Here is a 21,116-nt window from a genome sequence, read left to right as displayed (position 1 = left end):
CGTCCGGGGCTGCCGTTTTCAAAAATGCAAAAAAGCCTTGAAGGAAATGGGATGCAGAAGGACTTTTTCTACAGTCGCTGCTTCAGCTGCACTCCAAGGCCGTAGTAAGCGGTGGAAATACCATTGACCATAATCCCAAACCTGAGTTCCGGTTCCAGACTTAGTTTATCCCCGAGTGGAAATGGCTTGCTTACTTTTAGAAGGGGGCCATATCTGAAAGAAGGGCTGAGTTCATAACCAGTGACTTCCACTTCATCTCCTGAAATCTGATTCCAGCCAACAAATCCTTCAAATACCGGCCCGATCGAGACCGTCATGGCTTGGGTATAGTAGCGATAAAGAATCGGAAAAGTCAGAAAACTTTCTCTGATACCTACGTTCACTGGAGGAAAATCTCCGGTCCCAATCGGGTCTATGTAGTAATAAGCCAGTTCATTTTTTTTGGTCTTGTAAAAAATCCCCGCTTCAACTCCGCTTCTTTTGGTAAGCCGGTGCTCAAATAAAAGACCAATGGAAGGTTTAACCCCGTTATCCGGTTCATAATCGGCCAGAGCGGATACTCCGACTAAGCTGCTTTTGACTTCTTGGGCGAAGACAAACTGTGAAAAACAGGCGAAAATCGCCAACAATAAAAATTTCGGATACAGACGAATCATATAGATTTATTTTTCATCCAAACTATGACAATCACGTAGAAAAAAAAACGCCTTAGTAACAAACTAGAAAAATATTTCGCTAGCCGTTTATCTTCAATCTTTCTCCAAAGTACCTCTTGAGCTTGTCCACCTTTGGCCTGACCACAAACTGGCAATAGGGCTGCATACTGTTGAGATTGAAGTATTCTTGATGGTAGTTTTCCGCGGGATAGAAATTGGTGAATGCCGTGATCTCGGTGACAATTGGAAGATCAAACACTTTTCTGGCATTCAGCTCCTCTTTCAATCGGGATGCGATCTCACGCTGCTCCTCCGTATGGAAAAAGATGGCGGATCGGTACTGAGGACCGATGTCAGCCCCTTGTCTATTCAGCGTAGTCGGATCGTGGGTCGCCCAAAAGACCTCGAGCAAGGATTCCAGGCTCACCTTTGCAGGGTCAAACAAAACATTGATGACTTCCGCATGGCCGGTCGTACCGGTGCATATTTCTTTATAGGTCGGCGACTCCACTATCCCCCCTGCATACCCCGATGTCACTTTTTCCACCCCGTCTAAGCGTTGGAACACCGCTTCTGTGCACCAGAAACAGCCAGCGCCCAAGGTGATCAGTTCCAGTCCTTTGGGAACTTTGGTAGTAGTCAGGGGTAAATTCAATTCTTTGCTCATGTCGATTGTTTATTGAGCTAACATGCGGGAGGCTACTTTGGTTTACGAAGACAGACGATCTTCACCTTGGCGTCTATGACTTCACCTGGTTTAAGGCCCACCCCATCTCGATAAAATACCAAAATACCTTCTTTGTGCATTTGCATCAGTTCTTCAACTAAGTCCTCCACAAAAAGCTCCCAATCTTCTGGAAACATAGACCGCAAGACATCCCCAGCCGAAAAAGAGGTTCCTCCACTCCTCCTACACCAAACCAAAACCGCTGTCCGGAGTACGTTCATTGGTCAGAAACCTCAATGGCAAATCATCACAAATGCCGGCGGCAAATTCCTAAATGTAAACTTGACTTCTAGGTGGGTGAAAAACCTGCGAAACAATCTTTTGAGATGGAAAGAATAGGTCATGATCACCATTTTCCCTTTTTGAGAGAGCGCATCCCTGCTTTTCGAAAGGATTTCATCGGTCGTTTCTTTTGGCAGGATAATAAAGGGCAGGGAGGAGACAATGTAGTCAGCCTTTTTGCCAGCAAGATACCGGTCCATATTTTCAGCCGAATCGCAGATGATCCTGACATTAGGCTGGGGAAACTGCTTCCGCATCGACTCGCAAAATGAGCTGTTGATCTCAAATACGAGCAAGATGCCTTCAGGGGAGAGCCTTTCTATAATACCCTGGGTTATACTTCCGTCTCCTCCGCCTAGCTCTACTACGAGTTTGGCGTGCTCCATGTCAGTGAAAGATAGCATCTTATTGACCAGCGCCTTGGAACTGAATGCCAGTGCTCCGGTGGTACTTAAATTGGAATAGAGCTCCAACAGTAGATCTGATTTGCCCATAATGTGATGATGACCGTTGAAGATACCCGATTTTGACTTATATTTTCGAGCTTACTCGAAAAACTTGCTCGCTTACTATGGCCCAAAAGGCTGAAATCCGCTCCACACTACCACTTCGCATACAGACTGTCTTTCGGAATTTTTGGGGTATGTCCCTGATTTTTATCGGCTTGATGTTTCTGTTGAGAATCTCCGAGACCATTCTTGTATTTCGAACCCATGTATTGGATTTTTCTCCTTGGGAAGCCATCAGTCTCAGTTTGTTCCACGACTTGGGTTGGATATTGTATCTACTCGGATTGTTGTTGATACTTTATATCTGCATAAGCCTCCTCTCTGCTAAAATCGCACGGATTCTCTTGCAGGTGACATTTACCTTGCTGATCCTAGTTCACCTAGGCCTAATATTCTATTTTTTGACAACGTTGGTGCCTCTTGGCAAGGATCTTTTTGCGTACAGCTACGACGATTTGGCCAGGACGGTCTCCGCTTCTGGACAGTTGAATGCAAGCAGCATTGCACTTGCGGTTGTGCTAGCGATCTTCGTTTTTTCGTTGCTTTACGCCGGAATCAGAATTTTTGATTTTAACCTGAAGACTCTGATGGCGATCACTACGGGTCATTTGATCTTGCTTTTGGTTGTCACTTTCTGGCCTTTGAACAGCGAACAAAACATCAACGAAACCAAACAAAACATCGAGCTCAACAAGTCACGATTTCTTGCCGAGCAAACCTTCGAACAACTGATGCATGGGGGAGAGTTTTATTTTGACTTCTACCTCCGGGCCAGCGACGACGATCTCTTGGTCAAAAAGGAATACACCAACACGGAGTATCCTTTTCTTCACAAAAACGAGTATCCTGATGTATTGAGCCCCTATTTCGATAGCTTGACGCAAGCACCGGACATCGTTTTCCTTTTGATGGAAAGCTTTGGAAAGGCTTATTCTGGGAAGGATGCCTATCTTGGAAGCTTCACCCCTTTTCTGGACTCGTTGGAGCAGCACAGTTTGGTCTGGACAAATGCCCTTTCGACCACTGGCAGGACTTTCGGATTGCTGCCTGGTATCTTGGGCGGACTTCCTTTCGGTGAAAAAGGCTTCTTGGAACTTTCCCAAGATTTCCCCTACCACAATTCTCTATTGAGCATTCTCAGCGAAAATGGCTACAAAACCAGATTCTTTTTGGGGAGTGATGCTGACTTCGATAATGAAGCTCCTTTTCTGAAATATCACGGAATAGACCAGATCGTGGAGGAATCCATGTTTCCGACCACGTTTGAAAAAGCGCCTACCAATAGCGGATTTTCCTGGGGTTATCCCGACAAAACGCTTTTCTCTTTTGGGATAGAGACCCTTCCTTCGGAAAAGACTTCCCCTGAGCTTAGAATTTTCCAGACCCTTACGTCCCATGATCCCTACCTGGTACCGGAACGAGGCATCTACGAGCAAAAACTGCAAGACCATCTCCGGAATAAGCTTCGGCTGAGTTCGGAAAAAATTGAGGAATACTTGGCCTACGGAGACATCTACATGACCATCCTATATGCCGATGATGCGCTCAAGCTGTTTTTTGAAGAATACAAAAAGCGTCCAGAATTCGCCAATACGATCTTCGTGATCACGGGCGACCATAGACTTCCGGAGATCCCAATGGCATCTCGCTTGGATCGCTTTCATGTTCCCTTGATGATCTACTCCCCAATGCTGAAGCGCAGGGATTACTTCCAGGCTGTGACGAGCCACTATGAAATCACCCCATCACTTCTTTCCATGCTGGAAAAACAAGAGCTCATTACACTTCCTGAGGAAGTCATCTGGCAGGGACAGGTTTTGGATACGGCAAGAAACTTCCGCTCACTGCTCGCCATGCCTTTGATGCGAAATAAAAACCAGTTGCTGGAATACATCCACGGACAATATTTCCTTTCGGACGGACAGGTTTTCCTCATCTCGGAGGGTCTGAACATCGATCCGGTCGAGGATGTGAACGAATTCAACCGACTTAATGGTGAGTTTGAGGAGTTCAAAAACAAAAACAGTTACATGGTGCAGACTGGAAAGCTGTTACCTGCTAGCAAATAGTGTTTCGGATAAAAAGCTCATCTCTCTAGATACCTTCATTTTTAAGCTGATATTTAAAGTCTCCCGGACAGACTAAAGAAAAATATTCCCCAAGAAGTTTATTTCGGGCTGCCTCATTAATGGCTTTCGATGTCAACATTCCAAAATTTTCCCTCCGCACCTCGAACTAGAAAATTGTATTGGAAAAACTTCAAGTCAACAAACATCAGACATCAAAAAATAGCAACGTATTTGATTCCGATTTTATCCAGTCAAAAATTCTACTGCTAATTAAATTTTAAAAATAATTTATTTCAAATACATATATTTATTTATATATTACATTATAGTGATTTTGATGTATTTTTTTATACTGATTTTTTTAAAAGACAGAAATGGAAAAAGAAGAAGAATTTCATTTTGGGATTTGTTTGGCGGGTACTATTTCTACTGGAGTCGGCACAGCAAAGGATTTTAAGTCTATGCCAATAAAAGAACGAATTTCATTTTCGTTTGGCAGAAAGCTGTTTATCAATCGCAAAGAGATCGAAATGCTAATGGCTGCCTGTAAAGATTCACTGAAACACCACTATCAACTAGTCAGCTAGCCATGGATCGCAAGGGATTAGTCATATGGATAATTGGGATGTTGCTTCTGGGATCTATGGCCGCTTACCTTTTTGCTCAAGCCAATAGAAACCGGGAAGAACTGGATCGACAGGCATCTCGCAATCTTCTCATGATGCGGGATGCTCTCAAAAAATCAATCAGCGATAAGCGCTGGGAAATCAGGAGCTTCATAAGATACCGGGTTGCTTTAGATTTAAACACCTCCTCAAATGTCGAATGGTCGAAACTTTCCAAAGCTGCCGAGAGCCAAAAAAGAGATAAAAATAAATTTGAGTTCGCAATCGAATCAAAATCCAGCCCCGCTATCGCGTTTTCGGAGTCCATTACGTTGAGTGGATTTCTCTTCGACGAGATATGTGAAGGTTTAATTGAGAAGCAATATTTAAAAAATGCGCTCTCCAAACTGGTAATAGTTAGTAAAGACTACAGTTCTAAGAGCGAAAAGGCAAACCTTTCATGTAGGGTGCCTTACGAATCCGTTGTAAGAGAATTTGTTGGTCACAATACGTTTTTTGACAAGCTGGTACTCGCTGACACAAGTGGTGAGGTGCTCTATCCTGAAGACTTGAAGGGTATCAACTTCAAATCAAGTTTAGATTCCATGAGTGCCCGATTTTCCAATGGCAATAGTGACAAGTTTGAGATCCGCCTCAATTCCACTCCCTATATAGTCTACCTTACTCCACTTGTGGAGGAAAACCAAGAAATTTGGGTTCTCGGTCTTAAGGATCGGGAGGACTTGGAGAAGGCAGCATACAAAATCGACTTCACGATCTTGACCGTTTCAGGCTTGGCGCTAATTCTCCTGCTCATCCTAACTCCAGCCTTGTCCTTTATTAGTATGGGAAAAGGAGACGTGTTAACCCAAAGTAGAGTGACCAAAATCGGATTTTCGATGCTGATCTTAATGGTCATTGCTGGCTGGAGCTGCGCCTATTTTATCCACTTGGGTAGTCCGTTAAACAAGGAACGTACTTACGAACAAAATACAAGGCAAGAATTAAGGACGAAATTGATTGAAATGCTTCGTTATCTAGAGAGTGATCAATTTAATAACACACAAAGCAAATATGGAGTCCCCTCGTCCGTAAATGAGATTTTCACAGCTCATAACTTCGCCACTTTTACAGACTATTCTCGTGGTTCATCTAGTGAAAAATCAAAAGATGGAACACTAGGCCACTATAGAATAGGAGCTTGCATCGACTGCAGCAACGAAGATCTGGACTATTCCTACATATCGGTCCGACATCGAAACTATTTTAAACATTTTCAAAACAGTGACAATCTTTCCGATTTTTTTGTCGAACGGATATTTTCGCAACTAACTGGAATACCTCAAAATATAATGAGTAAATGGCATTCCGAAGACAAAGTAATCAGGGCGATTTCCTTTACCTTGGACGGCCTTCCCTTAGATTCCGATCGAAGCTATCTATTGGTCAAGGAAGATGGGGAAGTGATTCATACGAGCAAAAAGTTTGAAATCCCGTTTACTCAACTTGAATCAGTCTTGAATTTCGATGATTGGGAAATCTTTGAGACTTTGGTCGATTATAATAAAGACACCGCGGAGAATGATACCAAAGAGATTTGGGATTTCCCACTTAGAATCAACGGCCAACACTACAGGGCGTTGATAAGCTCCGTGAATTTTGAAAAAGAAATAGGAATACCAGACCAGACTTATTGGTTTATATATTTGATGGATCCAAACGTGTACCATTTAAAATCTGGCCTCAGTTCCTGGGAAAGCTTGATCCTTGTCAGCTTATATTTGATCATCGTATCTTTCTGTCTATATCTACCCTCCCTCTTCTTGAAAAGAAAATACAATTGGAAAAAATACTCCTTTTGGTGGCTTCTTTTCAGGGAGCATAAGTCACGAAATTTTGATGGGGTGTTAGTTGCCTTGTCCGTGCTATTGATACTTTGGATACCATTCATGCTTCTCAATACGGCTAGCCTAGGGCAAATCATAGTATATAATGGCTTGGCGATGCTAGTGGCTATTACCTTTGCGCTATATTTTTTGCGGTACAGAGCGAAGTCAACCCAAAAGAGAAACTCTCATCGCTTTCAGCTATTTATACTAATCTGGTTTCTGTGTTTAGGCTTTTTTCCAGGTTTTTTTATCAGCAATGCGGTCTTCAGAATGGAGGATAGAATATGGGAAAACACCTTGGAAACCAGCATCAACAGTTCTGAAAAACAAGAATTCCCACAATTCCAGCGAAGTCGATCACTCCTCTTTGGAGGGACTGTTGATTCCCCTGACCATCAGTTCGAAAGATATCTTTATCCAAGGGCTGCCATGATAAACGGTCCCTTGAAGAATATAAACTTGGGATTTTGGAAAGAGTTGGACCAACTTCCAGCCAATCTGGCCATGTTTTTTGGCATAATGCTAGTACTGGGCTTAAGCATACTATGGAGAGCTATCCGTTTGCTGACGAGACAACTTTTTTGGATAGATTTCAACCTTCGGGAAACCAACTCCCTAGGAAGTATCATCCAATCGGAACTAGGCCCTAACAATACTCTCAGACTTTTTCTCTGCGGTTGCGATAGCCATGTCAGCCGGCATTGGGTTTACGCGCAATTCTGTCTCAAAAAGGAAGAAGTTGAAATCATTGACTGTGCAAATTCCGGATTAATCGTGCCTGCCAAATCCAAATTAGCTGATAAGAAGGCTTTACTAATAGAGGACGTGCACATTTTGGATGATTTGACTGACTTTATGGACAAGATTCCGGCTCTTCTACAACGCACAAATTCCATACACCTTATTTTTAGTTCTGGCTGCAGTTGGAAAACCCTGGTTTTAAAAATGCCCAGTGAATCAGCGAAGGTTCGATTCTCCGAGCTAATGAGTGGATTTTATTTTGAATTCGTACCCCTAAGGCCCAAGACCATTTTAGCCCCATCACAACCTAGCGACAGATTTGACGAAGTGGAAGTGGAACAATATTTTATAAAGCAGGGCATGCTCGAAAAAAATAAAGAAGACCCGAACGCCCGTCTACTAATACAGCGCTATGGAAAGGCATTTTTCTATAACATCTGGGCGGAGTTAAGCCTGGAAGAAAAAAACGTCTGCTACTCTTACGCCAAGGAAGGTTTTTTCAGTTTCAAAAATTACGAAGAGGTTGTTGAACTCTTTCAAAAAGGCGTCGTCACGAAAAATGAATTGGGGGGCAATCTGCAACTGTTCAGTAAGACGTTTCGCTATTTCATTTTGGCAAACGTCTCTAGAGACCAACTGGCTGAAATAAAAACGTTCAGAAAGAAATTCAGTAATTCCGGAAATATACAGTGGGCAATTATTTCCTTCTTGATAGTGGCAGTAGCTCTGATCGGCTATTTCGAAAGATCGTTTTTCACAGAAATCCAAGCTGTAGTCACAGGAATATCAGGATTCATCGCATTTCTCATTGGTGAATTCAGAAAGTTTTTCGCTCCTAAAACCCAATAAGCAATCGAGAATTGTAAAAACAAAACCGGGCAGCAAACTGATTTTGTAGAAATACGACCTTTTTTTGTCCAACCACTTCGTCGGCAACGGTTAGTATTTCATTCCTCCCCCACCTTCTCCAACACCTGACTGATCAAAGGGTAATAATAGTTCCAATAAAAACTCTGTCTATCAGAGTAATCAGAGGCCACATACAGCCCCCGCCACAAGGTAGGCAACCCAAAAAACCGGGGTGATCCAAAAGAGCCATCCATATCCGAGAAATCTCCCGAAAAGTAATAGTGGCGTCCCTTTTCCGATTTTCTTACAACAGCTGCCGGAAAGAATCTGGGCAAGCCCAGACTTCTGAGCCGCTTCAGCCCCTCACTTGTAGGGTTGATATCGTAGTAGGATATCACCTCATAGTCGCGCTCGATCATCACCACATCAAACCAGTCGGGATAGGGAACCACCTCCGGAAGCCTGAATCCATGCTTGTTCACCTTTTGGGTACGTATCAAGGGCACTTTATTGTCATAGTCGGTCTCGTAGACGAAAGCTTCGATTTCTCCGCTTTCCTTGATGAATATCAGACCTGGGCCGCTGAGATTCCAGGACACGTGCTGGCGCTGGTATTGACGAACCATCCAGGTTGGTATATCGGAATTGAGAGCCGTATCCAGTTCATCGAAATATCTGCCTATCCACCCGGTCCACTTCAATCCCATTAGATTTTCGAACTCGTTCCGGATCTGTTTGGTCGTAGGCGATGCCATTGAGTTAAACTCCACCACAACGGACCTCCCTTCCTCAACGGTCGTCTTGATGAGCAAAAGGTCCGATGCATCCATTCCCCCATAGATCTTCGCACTTCGTTCGACAGACGCTGATTTGTCAAAGTCGCCTTCGTACACGCCATAGGTATCCGCCACATAGACCAGATCCGCCTCTGTGGCCATCTTCCTGATCTCCTCGGCTGACTTGTCTTTCAGATCCCTGCTTTGGCCAAAATCGGATTTTCCGCTCGGAAAAAATCCAAAATAGTCCATCGCCGCAGTATAGCTGTCCCCAGAGGGCTTTTTGTATTTCTGATGTTCCAAAGTCCAGAATAGCCCTGCATGCTCCTGATAGCTGCCATCCCTCACCGTCTTGTCGATAACTACAATACCCAACTCGGTAACTGGCATCAGCAGCCAAACCAAAAAACTCAGCAAAGGCAATCCAACGATAAGAAGGAATAGTGGCCAAAGCCGATAGACGTAGATTTTCGATTCCTCTTTCATGGATTGTTCAGTCTAGAATCTGTATTCGAATCCCAGAGAAAGGTTGATGTTGTTTCTGAAATTGTCCGTACTCAGTTCATCGCGACTGTAGCCTGTGTACCCATAGATCATGAATTTGGGGGAAATCAGCTGCTGATAGCCCAATCTTGCCCGGTACGAGTTCAACAATTGTGACTGATCCCGGGTCTCTTCATCAGGCGACACACCCGTGCCCAGCTGTAAGCTGAAAAAATCCTCCGCCGTCTTAAAGTAATACCGTGCCGTAAATTGGCTGGATGTACTGGTACCCGCATCATCCGGAATCACATTCAGGCGCACGTTCAGCCACCAGTTTCCAAGATACTTCCCCACCGAACCGGTAATAATATGTGTTGCCGAAGAAAATCCCAGATATCGGTAGCCTCCCTCTACTTCCCAAGCCTTCTCCAAATTGTGGTAGTAGGACGCCCCAAACCTGAATTTCGGAAAAAAACCAGCGCCTGATCCCCCAACATTCAAATAGGCGTAGCCATTTTTACCTATAGAAGGATAGGCATCCAACTCGACCAGTGTCCCGAAATCTTCATATCTGAGCGACTGGGTCACCCTCGCAATCAATGCTCCGGTCAGTTTAGTCCTAGTCCTGCCATAGACAGACCAGGTATGCCAGGGATCTATCTGCCCCTCAAACGAATCGTAGTCGTAGGTCGCTCCCACCGCGTTGACCATCTTCATCCGCTCCAAGTTTCTCATGTAGCCAAGCAGCCCTTCTTGGTTGAACCCCTTATCAAAAATCGGTTCAACCAGATCGTAGGCTTCATTGTACTGCTCGCGATAGTATAGCAGCCGGGATTCTCTATAGATGATTTCATCTTGGATTGGCGTCCCCAGATTGGACTTCGCGCGAGCCAATACTTCATCCGCTTTGGATAGGTTTTCTGACCAAAACAAGTTGTCCAAATAGGCTACGTATCCATCGGCATAGTCCGGAGAGGCCACAATAGCACGTTCCAAATAGATATTCGCAGAGTCATTCTTTCCTTCCCAAGCATAGCTTCGGCCCACTAGGATCAATATGTCTGCATAATTGGGATAGCGTTCCAAGGCTCTGAATGCAATCTTTCTTCCTTCTTGGTATTTATCGTCAAGGATGAGTGTTCGTGCCTGCGCCAATAGCTCATCCGGATCGAAAGAATCCTGAGCTCTGAGCCCCAAAAAACTAAAAAATAAGCCTGTTGCGATCAATAACTTTCTCATTGGGTATTGGATTCGGTTTCTAATGCCTTTTTTTCCTCGGCCGATTTGAAGCCTTGGCGAATCATGGATCCCCACCCGCCCTTTCCTTTGACAAAGTCCCAATGCCCTTTGATCCCCCACCAAACAACCTTTGGATGGATGACGAATGGCTCAGACAGAATGGTCCAAATTAGCTTTTTAAGGTCTTTTTTGTCCTTGTAGTAGTTAAAGGCGAGCTGCTCATAAAGCACGCTGAATGAGGAAACCAACAGGGACAACAAATACATCATGACCAACAGTGCGAAAAAGTAAAGCGCACTAAAATCACCAACAAGCAGTAGTACCAGCGTATAGACCAATCCCAAGACTTCCAAAATGGGACCATTTTTTTCCAGAACAGTCCAATATGGAAATGTCAACATCCCGACGGCGCCAAACTTGGGATTGAGATTGATTTGTTTGTGCAGCTGCAGGGTCTCTATCGTCCCTCGCATCCAGCGGTTACGTTGCCGGGACAAAATTTCCTCACTCTCCGGCACCTCGGTCCAGCAAAGCAAATCCGGGACAAAGCCTATCTTGAAAGGAATCCCCTGCTCATGCATATACCGCCTCATCCTCACCACGAGCTCCATATCCTCCCCGACTGTTTTGGGAAAGTAGCCCCCGACTTTTCGGACTATGTCCGCTCTGAAAAAACCGAAAGCCCCAGAAATCAGCATCAATGCGTTGATCCTTGACCACGCCATCCTTCCCATCAAAAACGCCCGGAAATATTCCACAACCTGAAATTTCCCCAGTATTGACTCAGGCACGCGATAGCGCGTGACCGTTCCGTCTTGCACATCACAATTGTTGGCTATACCGATCACTCCGCCCACTGCGATCACTTTCCGATTGGTCTCCTCCATAAATGGTCGAACCATCCGCGAAATCGAGTCACTTGATAGAATGCAATCCACGTCTATACAAGCCAACAATTCCATTGAAGCCACATTGATCCCCGTATTAAGCGCATCGGCCTTCCCTCCATTTTCTTTGTCTATTACGACCAGTCTTCGGTAGGACATATTCCGGGACTTATACACTCCCCTCACCGGCTTGGTTTCTATGTCCGAGTTGTAGGCAAATGATGTTTTTTCAAGCTCAAAAGATTCGATCAGTTTTTCTAGGGTATCGTCCTTGGAACCGTCGTTGATGATGACGACCTCAAACTTTCCGTAGTGAAGCGAGAGTAGGCTCTTCACGTTTTGGACGATGGTTTGCCCTTCGTTGAAAGCAGGCGCCAGCATCGACACTCCCGGTGCTATCGGAGACGTGATAATGTCTCCGTAGTCCGTAAACTGATTTTTTCGAAGGTAATCCCGCAATTCCAGCGAACTGAGGATCATCATGGTCATGTAAACCAAAATGACCCCAAAACTCAAGGCCAGAAATATCCACCCAACTACCTCGAGAATCAAGAAGAACAAGAAGCTATACATTGGCCAAGCGGGGGTCTAGGATGTGGTCTCGTACTCTAAGCAAGTCTGAATCTGAATTCCCATATTCCGAAATGAACTGCTCAAATCGGGACTTGTCCAGTTCATGGATACTTCTCATTATCTGTAGCTTGGTCGTAAACTCCCTCTCTTCGGCTACCTTTCCAAGCAAAATTTCCAAGGTGCTCTCGTCTCCCAAAACCTTTGCCGCTTTGACGGCCTGCATCAATAACCTTGGGTTTTTGGATTCCAAGCAGGAATTTACAAAGTCAACTTCCATATGTGCCCCCAGTTCTAGATAGGTTTTTAACAGTTCGGCTTTTTCCTCATCCTCCAGATTTGGCGCCATGGACGAGAGCATTTCCAAAAGGTCAATCCGCCCCAATATCCTCACCAATTTGTATCCGAAAATCCTGATACTCTTGTTTTTGGATTCAAAGAGCATCTCGATCTTCAAAGATCGCTGTTGGCTCACAAACTTGATGATCCGGAGATATTTCATCTGCTGCCACTGGGAAAGCGGGTAGGTCTGATCCCGCAAAAAGGACAAATCCGATTTTTCCGAAAGGTTCAACATTGCAGAGACCGCCAAGGACCTAACCTGGAAATTGCTGGAATTTGTGAGATTTTTAACCTCCGGAAGATATTCGAAGAGGTCCATCTCGTTGATTTCGACCAGTCCCTCCGCCACGATATGCCATTGAGAGAGTTTAATTTTTCCAACCGATACCTTGGCTAGTCCCAGGCGGTTGTAGAGAGTTTTCAGTTTTTCCTTAAACTCCCCCTTCATTTTCTTGTTGAGACCGATGATCCGGTCAATCAATACCTCACGGTAGACCAAATCCTGCAATAAATGCTTTGGGAAAAAGGATTCAAAGTCCGCCTCAGTCATTTTCCTAATCTCATCGAGGTCTTTTTCAAAGAGCAAATTGGTCAAAGGATCCACCACCATTTGGTCGTACTCTTTTTCCAAAGCCTCCTTCTTGCTCTTCCTTGACTTGACGACCAACATGACAATGAACATCGAAATCGAGAAAACAAAGAAGGTCAAAATGATCCCCGTGACAATAAAAATCTTAAGGTCAGCAGTAAAACTAAACCGATTGCCATACACCGGGGCGTAGGGACTTTTCAGGGCATAGGACACCAAATCTTCCTGAGGCCCATCTTGAGCGAGCGGTAGATCTATATCCCCTCTGCTGACCAACTGGGAAATGTATTGCACTGCCACGGAATCCGCGACGGGCTCCGAAAGTATCGTGAAATTCAATCGGGACGAAACAGTGTCTGAATCCACAGCTCCCAAGAGCGTGAAGTCTTCCTTTATCCCGCTGACCCATCCCGAATCATAGCGAGTCCACTTGAACCCGCTGTTTTGAACCAGAGTAGAATCAAGGGGATCCTCCAATAGCAAAAAATAGCCAAGCCCTGGAATTTCATGCTGGATTCTGAGGAGTTCGATGAGCACAGGCTTTTGGGTAGGAACAGCCATTTCCTGAGAGGATACTTTTCCTACCAAACTAAAAACTCCAATAAGAAGTAGGGGTAGAAGTCTCCTCATGCGATTTTACCTAAGTACGCGCTTCACTCGAATCGCCAGTTCATTGGGGTTAAATGGCTTAGGCACAAAATCCGAAACGCCCAAATTGAATGCCTCCAATACCACCTGCTCCTCCTCTCCCAAAGAGCTCAGTACAATAATGGGAGTATCGGGCCGGTATTTTTTGGCATGGTGGATGATTTCTATCCCACTTCGAAAGGGCATCATCACGTCCGTAATGATCAAATCGGGATCAAGCGCATCGATTGCCAGGATCCCCTCATTGCCGTCAGCGACGTGATGCGTCTCGTACCCATCCTTTTTCAATCGGAATTGTACCAAACTGGATATCAGCTTATCGTCTTCGATAATCAGAATTTTTTTCATATCAGGGGGTGATGCGGACTTAAAGATAGCATGTAGCAACAAAATGCAAAGGGGCTGCACCGCTCGTAATAGGCACCCATTTTCTCCAATGTAGATAAAATGCACATTAACGCATTTTGGAACCAGTTCCATACCACTGGTCAAAAAAATAGTTTCCGAAAAATAATTCCCCCCTTCTGATGAAAGACCTTTTGCTAGCTTGCTCATTGAAGAATAACCACCAAACGAATGAAAAGACAATTTCTGAAAGCAGGAATGGCTGGCTTACTGTTGACGGGTATTCTCTCGCACACTGCATGGTCCCAAAGCGACCCAACAGGCAAGCGGAGAGTAACTGAAACCTATGCCATCACTAATGCCACGATTTTTGCATCGCCCGGGCAAGAGGGAACCAAAGGCACTGTGCTCTTTCGGGATGGCGTGATCTTGGGTGTCGGGGCCAATTTGCAGCTCCCCAAAGAAGCGCAGGTAATTCCCGGAGACTCGCTCTTCATCTATCCTGGATTCATCGATGGAGCTGGAATGGCCGGTATCACCAAACCCAAGGATCCTGAGCGTCCCAAAGATTTCGTATCCTCCGCACCGCCAGATGAGATCGCTGGCATTACACCATGGAGGTCTATCACGGATCAGTTTTCCATCTCAGCGAGTCAGGTAGACGATTGGAGAAAAGCTGGATTTACCATCAGCCAAATCCTGCCGGATGGCGGAATGATCCCCGGCAAAGCCTCCATTTTGGTTTTGGGCAATCCCGGCACTGTCAATGTCCTTAGTGAAAACAGCGCCCTGGCGACAAACTTCAGGGGCTCTCGCGGCATGTACCCAGCCACGGCCGTAGGCGTCATGGCAAAATTCAGGAATGTGTACCAAAACACCACTTTGGCTTTGGATCATTCCAAATTATATGCTTCAGCCGCTGGTGTATCAAGGCCGGAAGTTACCCCAACGCAGACGGCCATGTCAGCGGTAGTCCAAAAACAAATTCCCGTCGTCTTCACCGCGGCAAGCGACTTGGAAGTTCGAAGGGCTTTGGCACTACAAAAAGAATTGGGCTTCAGGTTGATCCTTGCAGGCTTGGAAAACTATGAATCCGTCATCGATCTGATCAAAAGCACAGGGACCCCGGTTTTGATAAAACTGGAAATCCCAGACGACAAAGCCATAAAAAGCCAAAAAGCAGACAGTGCCTCCACTGCCACCAAAGCGCAATATGATCGTGTCAAGGAAGCATACGACAAGGCTCTCAAGCAAGCTTCACTTTTGGAAAAAGCGGGAGTTCCATTTGGCTTCTCCACAATGGACACCAAGCCGGGCGACGCGCTAAAGGCAATCCAAACCATGGTCAAAAACGGCCTGAGCGAAAAAGCAGCGCTCGCAGCGCTTACTGTCAACCCGGCGCAAATTCTTGGAATCAATCGGGTGGCTGGAACCATCGAAAAAGGAAAGATGGCCAATTTCGTCATCAGCAATGATTCACTTTTCAAAGAATCCGCGCAGATCAAGCATGTCGTTGCAGACGGCTATGTATTTGACTATGAAGTAAAGAAAAAGACTCCTAAGGACAACGGCAAATCCGACAACGGTACCGTCAAAGTCGAAGGCCTATGGGAATACACTTCAGAAACTCCAGCAGGTTCCTCTGGCGGTGAGCTAACCATCGCCAAAGAAGGGGATGACTACTCCGGCACCATTACCTACGACGATCCATCCGGTGGCGGCAAAGTAAGCGCACCCATTAAAAACGTAGCAGTCACCGGAAAAACTATAACTTTCGAATTTGACGTCAACGCAGGAGGAAACAACCTCACGGTGACCATCACCGGAGAAATATCCGGAACCAGTATGGAAGGAACCATGTCGGTAGCTCAATTTGGTTCTTTTCCGCTTTCTGCAAAACTCACCACTCCTGGCCTAACCTTCTAAAAACATGAAAAAGCTCAATTTTATATTTGCTGCTTTGTTGGGAATGGGGTTGAATTATTCCCAAGCGCAAACCCCAAAAGGTAGCGTACTGATAAAAAACGCAACTGTTCTCACCGTCACCAAGGGCAATCTGGAAAATGCGGATGTTTTGGTTCAGGACGGTATCATCAAGCAAGTTGGACAGAATCTCTCGGCTCCGTCTGGCGTTCAGACCATTGACGCAAGTGGTAAATACCTCATGCCAGGCATCATCGATGCCCATTCGCATGTCGCGCTGGACGTCGTCAATGAAGCCTCTGCCCCCATCGTCGCCGAGGTTCGGATGAAAGATATGGTCAATCCATACGAAATAGGAATCTACCGCGCACTTGCTGGCGGCGTGACTATTTCCCACGCCATGCACGGATCGGCTAATGTAGTCGGCGGGCAAAACGCAACCCTGAAGCACCGCTGGGGCTCCACGGATCCCGCCGATATCATCATGCAGGATGCTCCCCGCACAATCAAGTTTGCGCTGGGCGAAAACCCAACACGAGTCCACGGCAGGGGTAACAACATCCAGCCCAGAACTAGAATGGGTGTGGAAGCTGTCCTCAGAAACGGATTCAATGAAGCCCTGCAATACAAGAAGTCCTGGGAAAGCTACAATGCAGCAAAAGGCCAAAAAGGCAATACCGTTGCCCCGCCGGTCTTCAACGAGAGACTTCAGACTCTAGCCGAGATCCTCGACGGCAAGATCATCATCCACTGCCATTCCTACCGCGCGGATGAGATCTATATGCTGATCAACGTAGCCAAGGACTTCGGCATCACCAAGCTGGTATTCCAGCACACCAACGAAGGTTTCAAAGTAGCTCCTGAAATCGCTGAATATACCATGGGAGCGTCCGTCTTTGCTGACTGGTGGGCTTACAAGATGGAAGTTTACTACTCTACTGCATTCAATGCCGCCATTCTTCAGAAAAATGGCGTGATCACTTCCATCAATTCAGATTCCGCAGAATTGATCCGCCACCTCTACCATGAAGCTGCCAAAACGCAGCGTTATGGAGGATTGACCGACGAAGAAGCGCTTTCGATGATCACCATCAATCCTGCAAAACAGTTGGGCATCGACGACAAAGTGGGTTCGATCGAAGTCGGAAAACAGGCAGATTTGGTGATTTTCGAAGGTCATCCACTTTCATCCTATGCCGTTCCGCAGATGACTTTCGTCGATGGTGTCAAATATTTTGACATCAAAGCCGACAAGGACGATCAACGCCAGTTCGTAAGCGCGACTGAGATGGTCGAACCCGTATACCTGCACACAGAGGAAGATCATCAGTGTCTTCAGGACGTTGATGCCTACTTTGAAGCTTTTCAGGGAGCTTTCCTTGACGAAAAACATTAATCACCCCGAAAATTCAAGCTTATCATGAACAGAATTTTAAAAACCTTTTGTGCCTCTTTGCTAGCCCTTATTCCTGTGGCTGCTATGGCTCAGATCGACGGGGAATTTGTAAAACCTCGTACCGGAAAGTTTCTCCTCCAAAATGCCACCGTGGTGACCGTCACCAAGGGGACGCTAGAAAATACTTCCGTATTGGTTGAAAACGGAAAAATCGCCCAAGTGGGCACGGGTATCAATGCTTCCGACGCTGAGGTGATCGACTGTACCGGGATGTTCATCTATCCGGGAATGATCGACGGCGGCACCCGCTTGGGACTGGTGGAGGTCAGCTCAGTACCGGAGACGGTCGACTATGCCGAACTCGGAAATGTAACTCCAAATATGCAGGCGCTTACAACCGTCAACCCAAATGCAGAAGCGATCGGCGTAACGCGAGTTTCCGGAGTGACCACAGTTTTGACAGTTCCCACCGGAGGGCTTTTTCCAGGCACAGCGGCATTGATCAATCTCAATGGCTATACACCGGACCAAATGTACGGCGGCTTCAAGGCCATCGTCATGAACTTCCCTAGCTCGGGACGCAGGGGACGATTTGATCGCAGATCAGACGAGGACATCAAAAAAGATTCGGAAAAGGCTCTCAAAGAAGCCAATGACATCTGGGAAAACGCCAAAAACTACCTGTCTTTAAAAGAGGCTGGAGCCGAGCTCCAGTATTATCCTGAAATGGATCAGTTGTCGAAGGCTGTTTCCGGCGAGCTTCCCCTGTTGATCGTAGTCGATGCCGCTTCCGACATTCAAAATGCCATCAAGTGGGTCGAAGGCAAAGACATCAAAGTGATCTTCTCAGGTGTCGCTGAGGGTTGGCGAGTTGCGGATGAAATTGCAAAGGCTGGTATTCCGGTCATCACCGGGCCCGTTCAGGAGCTTCCCAGCCGCCAGTCGGACCGCTACGATGCCGCCTACGCCAATGCAGGCAAAATGGCCAAAGCTGGCGTGAAAGTCGCAATTCGCACCGACGAAGAGGAAAACGTGAGGAATCTGCCCTTCCATGCAGCTTTTGCCGCGGCATATGGATTGGGAAAAGAGGAAGCGCTGAAAGCTATCACCATCAATCCCGCAGAGATTTTTGGCATCCAGGACCAGTACGGTTCGGTGGAAGCTGGAAAGCGCGCCAACTTGGTGGTTTCCACTGGCGATCCGCTCGAGACCAAGTCCCAGATCATGCACGTATTCATCGACGGGTACAGAATCCCAATGTCCAATAGGCACATCAGGCTTTATCAGGAGTTTCTGGAAAGATCTCCCGGCTTGAAAGCCAACTAAGCGAAAAAAGGCCATGGAAAAGATTCTATGGCCTTTTTTGGTACTCATTTAAAAATTGGAAGATTTGAAAATTGAAAAATTGATTTTCAACATTTGATCCAGAACTTAATTTTTCAATTTTACAATGTTTCAATCTTAAACATGAAAAAACACCTACTCAGCCTTACCGCCGCCTCCCTCCTCTCCGTCGGTGCTTTTGCGCAGCAAGACGGATTTTTGCCGTCCCAATTTGCGGAGCAAAAGAAATTTGAGACGGACTTTCTCGATGCGGTCGACTTTTCCAGATTCAAAGTCCACCTGCAGGAATTGACAAAAAACCCGCACATCGCCGGAACCCCGGAAAATGAGCTTGTCAAAGACTATTTGGTCAAAATAATGTCCGACGCGGGTATGAGTGTGAAGGTCTGGCCTTATGATGTCTATTTGCCGAATCATCCTGGAAAATCAGAGTTGCAAATCACCTCCCCTGTTCAGTTGACATTGTCCCAAAAGGAAGGCGAGATCGCGGAAGACCCATTTTCCAAGGATCCCAGGCTCCATCTGGGCTTCAATGCCTTTTCCGGTAGTGGGGATGTGACTGCCGAAGTCGTCTACGTGAACTATGGCACCCGGGAGGATTTTGAGAAGCTGGCAGAAATGGGCGTTCCATTGGAGGGGAAAATCGCCATCGCTCGTTATGGCGGAAATTTTCGCGGCTACAAGGCCAAGTTTGCCGAACAATATGGAATGATCGGGTTGGTGGTCTATACCGATCCCAAAGACTCTGGCTTTACACGCGGCGAGGTCTATCCAAACGGCCCCTACTTTAACGAAACGACCATTCAGCGTGGATCCATGCTGACTTTGGACTATACCGGTGACCCTTTGACACCAAACGTCCCTGCCCTTCCACTGGACGGAAACAAAAAAGTAAAGCGACTTGACCCTGCTGATGTCCCTTTCCATACCATTCCCGTCACTCCCATTGGCTACGGGGCGGCAAAGGAAATCCTCAGCCGCATGACTGGGTCTGAAGTACCTGAAGCCTGGAAGGGTGGCTTGCCATTCACCTACCGGATCACCGGTGGCCCAGAACTGAAAGTCCGCGTGATGGTGGACCAGAAGCCTGACTATATCCGGGCAAACAATGTGGTGGGAACTTTCGAAGGGAGTGAGTCTCCCGACGAATGGATCATCATGGGCAGCCATTACGATGCGTGGAGCTTTGGCGCCACCGACCCCAATTCCGGCACCGCGATGCTTTTAACCTTTGCTGAGGGATTGGGTAAGCTTTACAAAAACGGACAAAAACCAGCTCGATCCATCCTGATAGGCCATTGGGATGCAGAAGAACAAGGCGTGATCGGATCTACAGAATGGGTGGAGCACCTAAAAAAGGAACTTGGCGCAAAAGCCATCTCTTATATGAACTTTGACGGAGGAGTGTCCGGAAGAAACTTTGGCGCATCAGCAGCCCCTACTTTGAAAAAGTTGATCATAGACGCATCCAAAGAAGTGGTCTACCCGGATTCGGCCAAAACAGTCTTTCAAGTTTGGGCAGGTAAAAACCCCGAACCTGGAATCGGCAATCTAGGGGGAGGATCAGACCATATCGCCTTCTATATGCACGCGGGCATTCCTTCGCTCAGCGGCGGCTCGGGTGGTACCAGCGCCTACCACTCCAACTATGACAACTTCCACTACTACTCCAAGTTTTCAGACCCCAGCTTCAAGATGGGCGGAGCAGTAGCGCAGCTTTTTGGACTCGTAGCTATCCGCCAGGCCAACGCCGCGGTGATTCCGTACGATGTCAGCCGCTATGCAAGGGACCTTAAGGGGCACTTTGAGCAAGCGGTGAAAAACGTCAAGACCATCGCTCCGGATTTCGCGGGATTTGACCAAGTGGACGCAGCTTTGTCAAAGCTGGAGGCTAGTTCAGACGCGTACCATGAGGCACTCCACAAGTCGCTCTCCGAGGAGACCATCCATACCTCCAAGCTGGATGCAATCAACAAAGGGCTGATCAGTTTGGAAAAAAGCTGGCTGGACCCGAAAGGGATGTACTATGGAGCATGGTACAAGTCCCTGTACGTGTGCAACGATCCCTTTTCAGGTTATGCATCTTGGATTTTACCGGGCATACAATATGAAGTTGCCATCCGGAATTCAGAGCGCCTCGAAGAGTGGGACACACGCTATGCAAAAGCGATCCTAGACCTGAGCAAAAAGATCGACACGCTCACCAAGCTGGCTCAACCAAAAAAGTATTGACAGAACAGCAGAACC

The 21,116-nt window shown here is 46.5% G+C and carries 16 protein-coding genes; 7 read left to right on the top strand and 9 right to left on the bottom strand.

Going from position 1 to position 21,116, the window contains the following annotated elements:
- Window positions 1-68 precede the first annotated feature (68 nt).
- From J0A67_RS06265 to J0A67_RS06250, 4 genes are all read right to left on the bottom strand, one after another.
- A complete protein-coding gene (locus tag J0A67_RS06265; protein WP_206568404.1) occupies window positions 69-656 on the bottom strand; it encodes a hypothetical protein in 588 nt (195 codons plus the stop codon).
- A 79-nt stretch (window positions 657-735) separates the two neighbouring features.
- Window positions 736-1,323: a peptide-methionine (S)-S-oxide reductase MsrA gene (msrA, locus tag J0A67_RS06260; RefSeq protein ID WP_206568403.1), complete on the bottom strand. Its 588-nt coding sequence runs from the start codon at window positions 1,321-1,323 to the stop codon at window positions 736-738.
- 32 nt (window positions 1,324-1,355) lie between these two features.
- Window positions 1,356-1,604, bottom strand: a complete 249-nt coding sequence (locus J0A67_RS06255; RefSeq protein ID WP_206568402.1) for a hypothetical protein — start codon at window positions 1,602-1,604, stop codon at window positions 1,356-1,358.
- A 12-nt stretch (window positions 1,605-1,616) separates the two neighbouring features.
- Window positions 1,617-2,159, bottom strand: a complete 543-nt coding sequence (locus tag J0A67_RS06250; protein WP_206568401.1) for a class I SAM-dependent methyltransferase — start codon at window positions 2,157-2,159, stop codon at window positions 1,617-1,619.
- A gap of 77 nt (window positions 2,160-2,236) precedes the next feature.
- On the opposite strand from J0A67_RS06250, the gene J0A67_RS06245 reads away from it, so the two are divergent.
- The 3 genes from J0A67_RS06245 to J0A67_RS06235 all read left to right on the top strand — a co-directional run bounded on the left by J0A67_RS06245 (window position 2,237) and on the right by J0A67_RS06235 (window position 8,327).
- The gene (locus J0A67_RS06245; protein ID WP_206568400.1) at window positions 2,237-4,243 is read left to right on the top strand and encodes an LTA synthase family protein; all 2,007 of its coding nucleotides are present in this window, start codon (window positions 2,237-2,239) and stop codon (window positions 4,241-4,243) included.
- Between the two features lie 374 nt (window positions 4,244-4,617).
- The gene (locus J0A67_RS06240) at window positions 4,618-4,830 is read left to right on the top strand and encodes a hypothetical protein (protein ID WP_206568399.1); all 213 of its coding nucleotides are present in this window, start codon (window positions 4,618-4,620) and stop codon (window positions 4,828-4,830) included.
- A 485-nt stretch (window positions 4,831-5,315) separates the two neighbouring features.
- A complete protein-coding gene (locus J0A67_RS06235; RefSeq protein ID WP_206568398.1) occupies window positions 5,316-8,327 on the top strand; it encodes a hypothetical protein in 3,012 nt (1,003 codons plus the stop codon).
- 98 nt (window positions 8,328-8,425) lie between these two features.
- On the opposite strand, the gene J0A67_RS06230 is transcribed toward J0A67_RS06235, so the two are convergent.
- The 5 genes from J0A67_RS06230 to J0A67_RS06210 are packed head-to-tail and all read right to left on the bottom strand — an operon-like array spanning window position 8,426 to window position 14,209.
- Window positions 8,426-9,589: a hypothetical protein gene (locus J0A67_RS06230; RefSeq protein WP_206568397.1), complete on the bottom strand. Its 1,164-nt coding sequence runs from the start codon at window positions 9,587-9,589 to the stop codon at window positions 8,426-8,428.
- A 12-nt stretch (window positions 9,590-9,601) separates the two neighbouring features.
- Entirely contained in the window at window positions 9,602-10,825 is a 1,224-nt protein-coding gene (locus tag J0A67_RS06225; protein ID WP_206568396.1) for a YaiO family outer membrane beta-barrel protein, read from the bottom strand.
- A complete protein-coding gene (locus J0A67_RS06220) occupies window positions 10,822-12,285 on the bottom strand; it encodes a glycosyltransferase family 2 protein (RefSeq protein WP_206568395.1) in 1,464 nt (487 codons plus the stop codon). The genes J0A67_RS06225 and J0A67_RS06220 overlap by 4 nt, the downstream gene beginning before the upstream one ends.
- Complete coding sequence (locus J0A67_RS06215; RefSeq protein ID WP_206568394.1) at window positions 12,278-13,843, bottom strand: hypothetical protein; 1,566 nt, start codon at window positions 13,841-13,843, stop codon at window positions 12,278-12,280. Before J0A67_RS06215 ends, J0A67_RS06220 begins: the two co-directional genes overlap by 8 nt.
- Before the next feature lie 6 nt (window positions 13,844-13,849).
- Window positions 13,850-14,209, bottom strand: a complete 360-nt coding sequence (locus J0A67_RS06210) for a response regulator transcription factor (protein WP_206568393.1) — start codon at window positions 14,207-14,209, stop codon at window positions 13,850-13,852.
- A 228-nt stretch (window positions 14,210-14,437) separates the two neighbouring features.
- Here J0A67_RS06210 and J0A67_RS06205 point away from each other — a divergent pair, with 228 nt between their 5' ends.
- The 4 genes from J0A67_RS06205 (at window position 14,438) to J0A67_RS06190 (ending at window position 21,101) form a co-directional block, all read left to right on the top strand.
- Window positions 14,438-16,132: an amidohydrolase family protein gene (locus J0A67_RS06205; protein WP_206568392.1), complete on the top strand. Its 1,695-nt coding sequence runs from the start codon at window positions 14,438-14,440 to the stop codon at window positions 16,130-16,132.
- Between the two features lie 4 nt (window positions 16,133-16,136).
- Complete coding sequence (locus tag J0A67_RS06200; RefSeq protein ID WP_206568391.1) at window positions 16,137-17,525, top strand: amidohydrolase; 1,389 nt, start codon at window positions 16,137-16,139, stop codon at window positions 17,523-17,525.
- A gap of 24 nt (window positions 17,526-17,549) precedes the next feature.
- Window positions 17,550-18,851 (top strand): amidohydrolase family protein, encoded by a 1,302-nt coding sequence (locus J0A67_RS06195; protein ID WP_206568390.1) that lies wholly within the window; start codon window positions 17,550-17,552, stop codon window positions 18,849-18,851.
- Window positions 18,852-18,992: 141 nt separating this feature from the next.
- Window positions 18,993-21,101 (top strand): M28 family peptidase, encoded by a 2,109-nt coding sequence (locus J0A67_RS06190; RefSeq protein ID WP_206568389.1) that lies wholly within the window; start codon window positions 18,993-18,995, stop codon window positions 21,099-21,101.
- Window positions 21,102-21,116 lie beyond the last annotated feature (15 nt).

Source organism: Algoriphagus aestuariicola (genome assembly GCF_017254835.1).
GTDB classification, from domain to species: Bacteria; Bacteroidota; Bacteroidia; order Cytophagales; family Cyclobacteriaceae; genus Algoriphagus; species Algoriphagus aestuariicola.
This window is presented reverse-complemented; position numbering and strand designations above follow the sequence as displayed.

Coding starts and splice junctions, on each gene's coding strand:
- J0A67_RS06265 (WP_206568404.1), bottom strand. CDS start 656: ATGATTCGTCTGTATCCGAAATTTTTATTGTTGGCGATTTTCGCCTGT.
- msrA (WP_206568403.1), bottom strand. CDS start 1,323: ATGAGCAAAGAATTGAATTTACCCCTGACTACTACCAAAGTTCCCAAA.
- J0A67_RS06255 (WP_206568402.1), bottom strand. CDS start 1,604: ATGAACGTACTCCGGACAGCGGTTTTGGTTTGGTGTAGGAGGAGTGGA.
- J0A67_RS06250 (WP_206568401.1), bottom strand. CDS start 2,159: ATGGGCAAATCAGATCTACTGTTGGAGCTCTATTCCAATTTAAGTACC.
- J0A67_RS06245 (WP_206568400.1), top strand. CDS start 2,237: ATGGCCCAAAAGGCTGAAATCCGCTCCACACTACCACTTCGCATACAG.
- J0A67_RS06240 (WP_206568399.1), top strand. CDS start 4,618: ATGGAAAAAGAAGAAGAATTTCATTTTGGGATTTGTTTGGCGGGTACT.
- J0A67_RS06230 (WP_206568397.1), bottom strand. CDS start 9,589: ATGAAAGAGGAATCGAAAATCTACGTCTATCGGCTTTGGCCACTATTC.
- J0A67_RS06225 (WP_206568396.1), bottom strand. CDS start 10,825: ATGAGAAAGTTATTGATCGCAACAGGCTTATTTTTTAGTTTTTTGGGG.
- J0A67_RS06220 (WP_206568395.1), bottom strand. CDS start 12,285: ATGTATAGCTTCTTGTTCTTCTTGATTCTCGAGGTAGTTGGGTGGATA.
- J0A67_RS06215 (WP_206568394.1), bottom strand. CDS start 13,843: ATGAGGAGACTTCTACCCCTACTTCTTATTGGAGTTTTTAGTTTGGTA.
- J0A67_RS06210 (WP_206568393.1), bottom strand. CDS start 14,209: ATGAAAAAAATTCTGATTATCGAAGACGATAAGCTGATATCCAGTTTG.
- J0A67_RS06205 (WP_206568392.1), top strand. CDS start 14,438: ATGAAAAGACAATTTCTGAAAGCAGGAATGGCTGGCTTACTGTTGACG.
- J0A67_RS06200 (WP_206568391.1), top strand. CDS start 16,137: ATGAAAAAGCTCAATTTTATATTTGCTGCTTTGTTGGGAATGGGGTTG.
- J0A67_RS06195 (WP_206568390.1), top strand. CDS start 17,550: ATGAACAGAATTTTAAAAACCTTTTGTGCCTCTTTGCTAGCCCTTATT.
- J0A67_RS06190 (WP_206568389.1), top strand. CDS start 18,993: ATGAAAAAACACCTACTCAGCCTTACCGCCGCCTCCCTCCTCTCCGTC.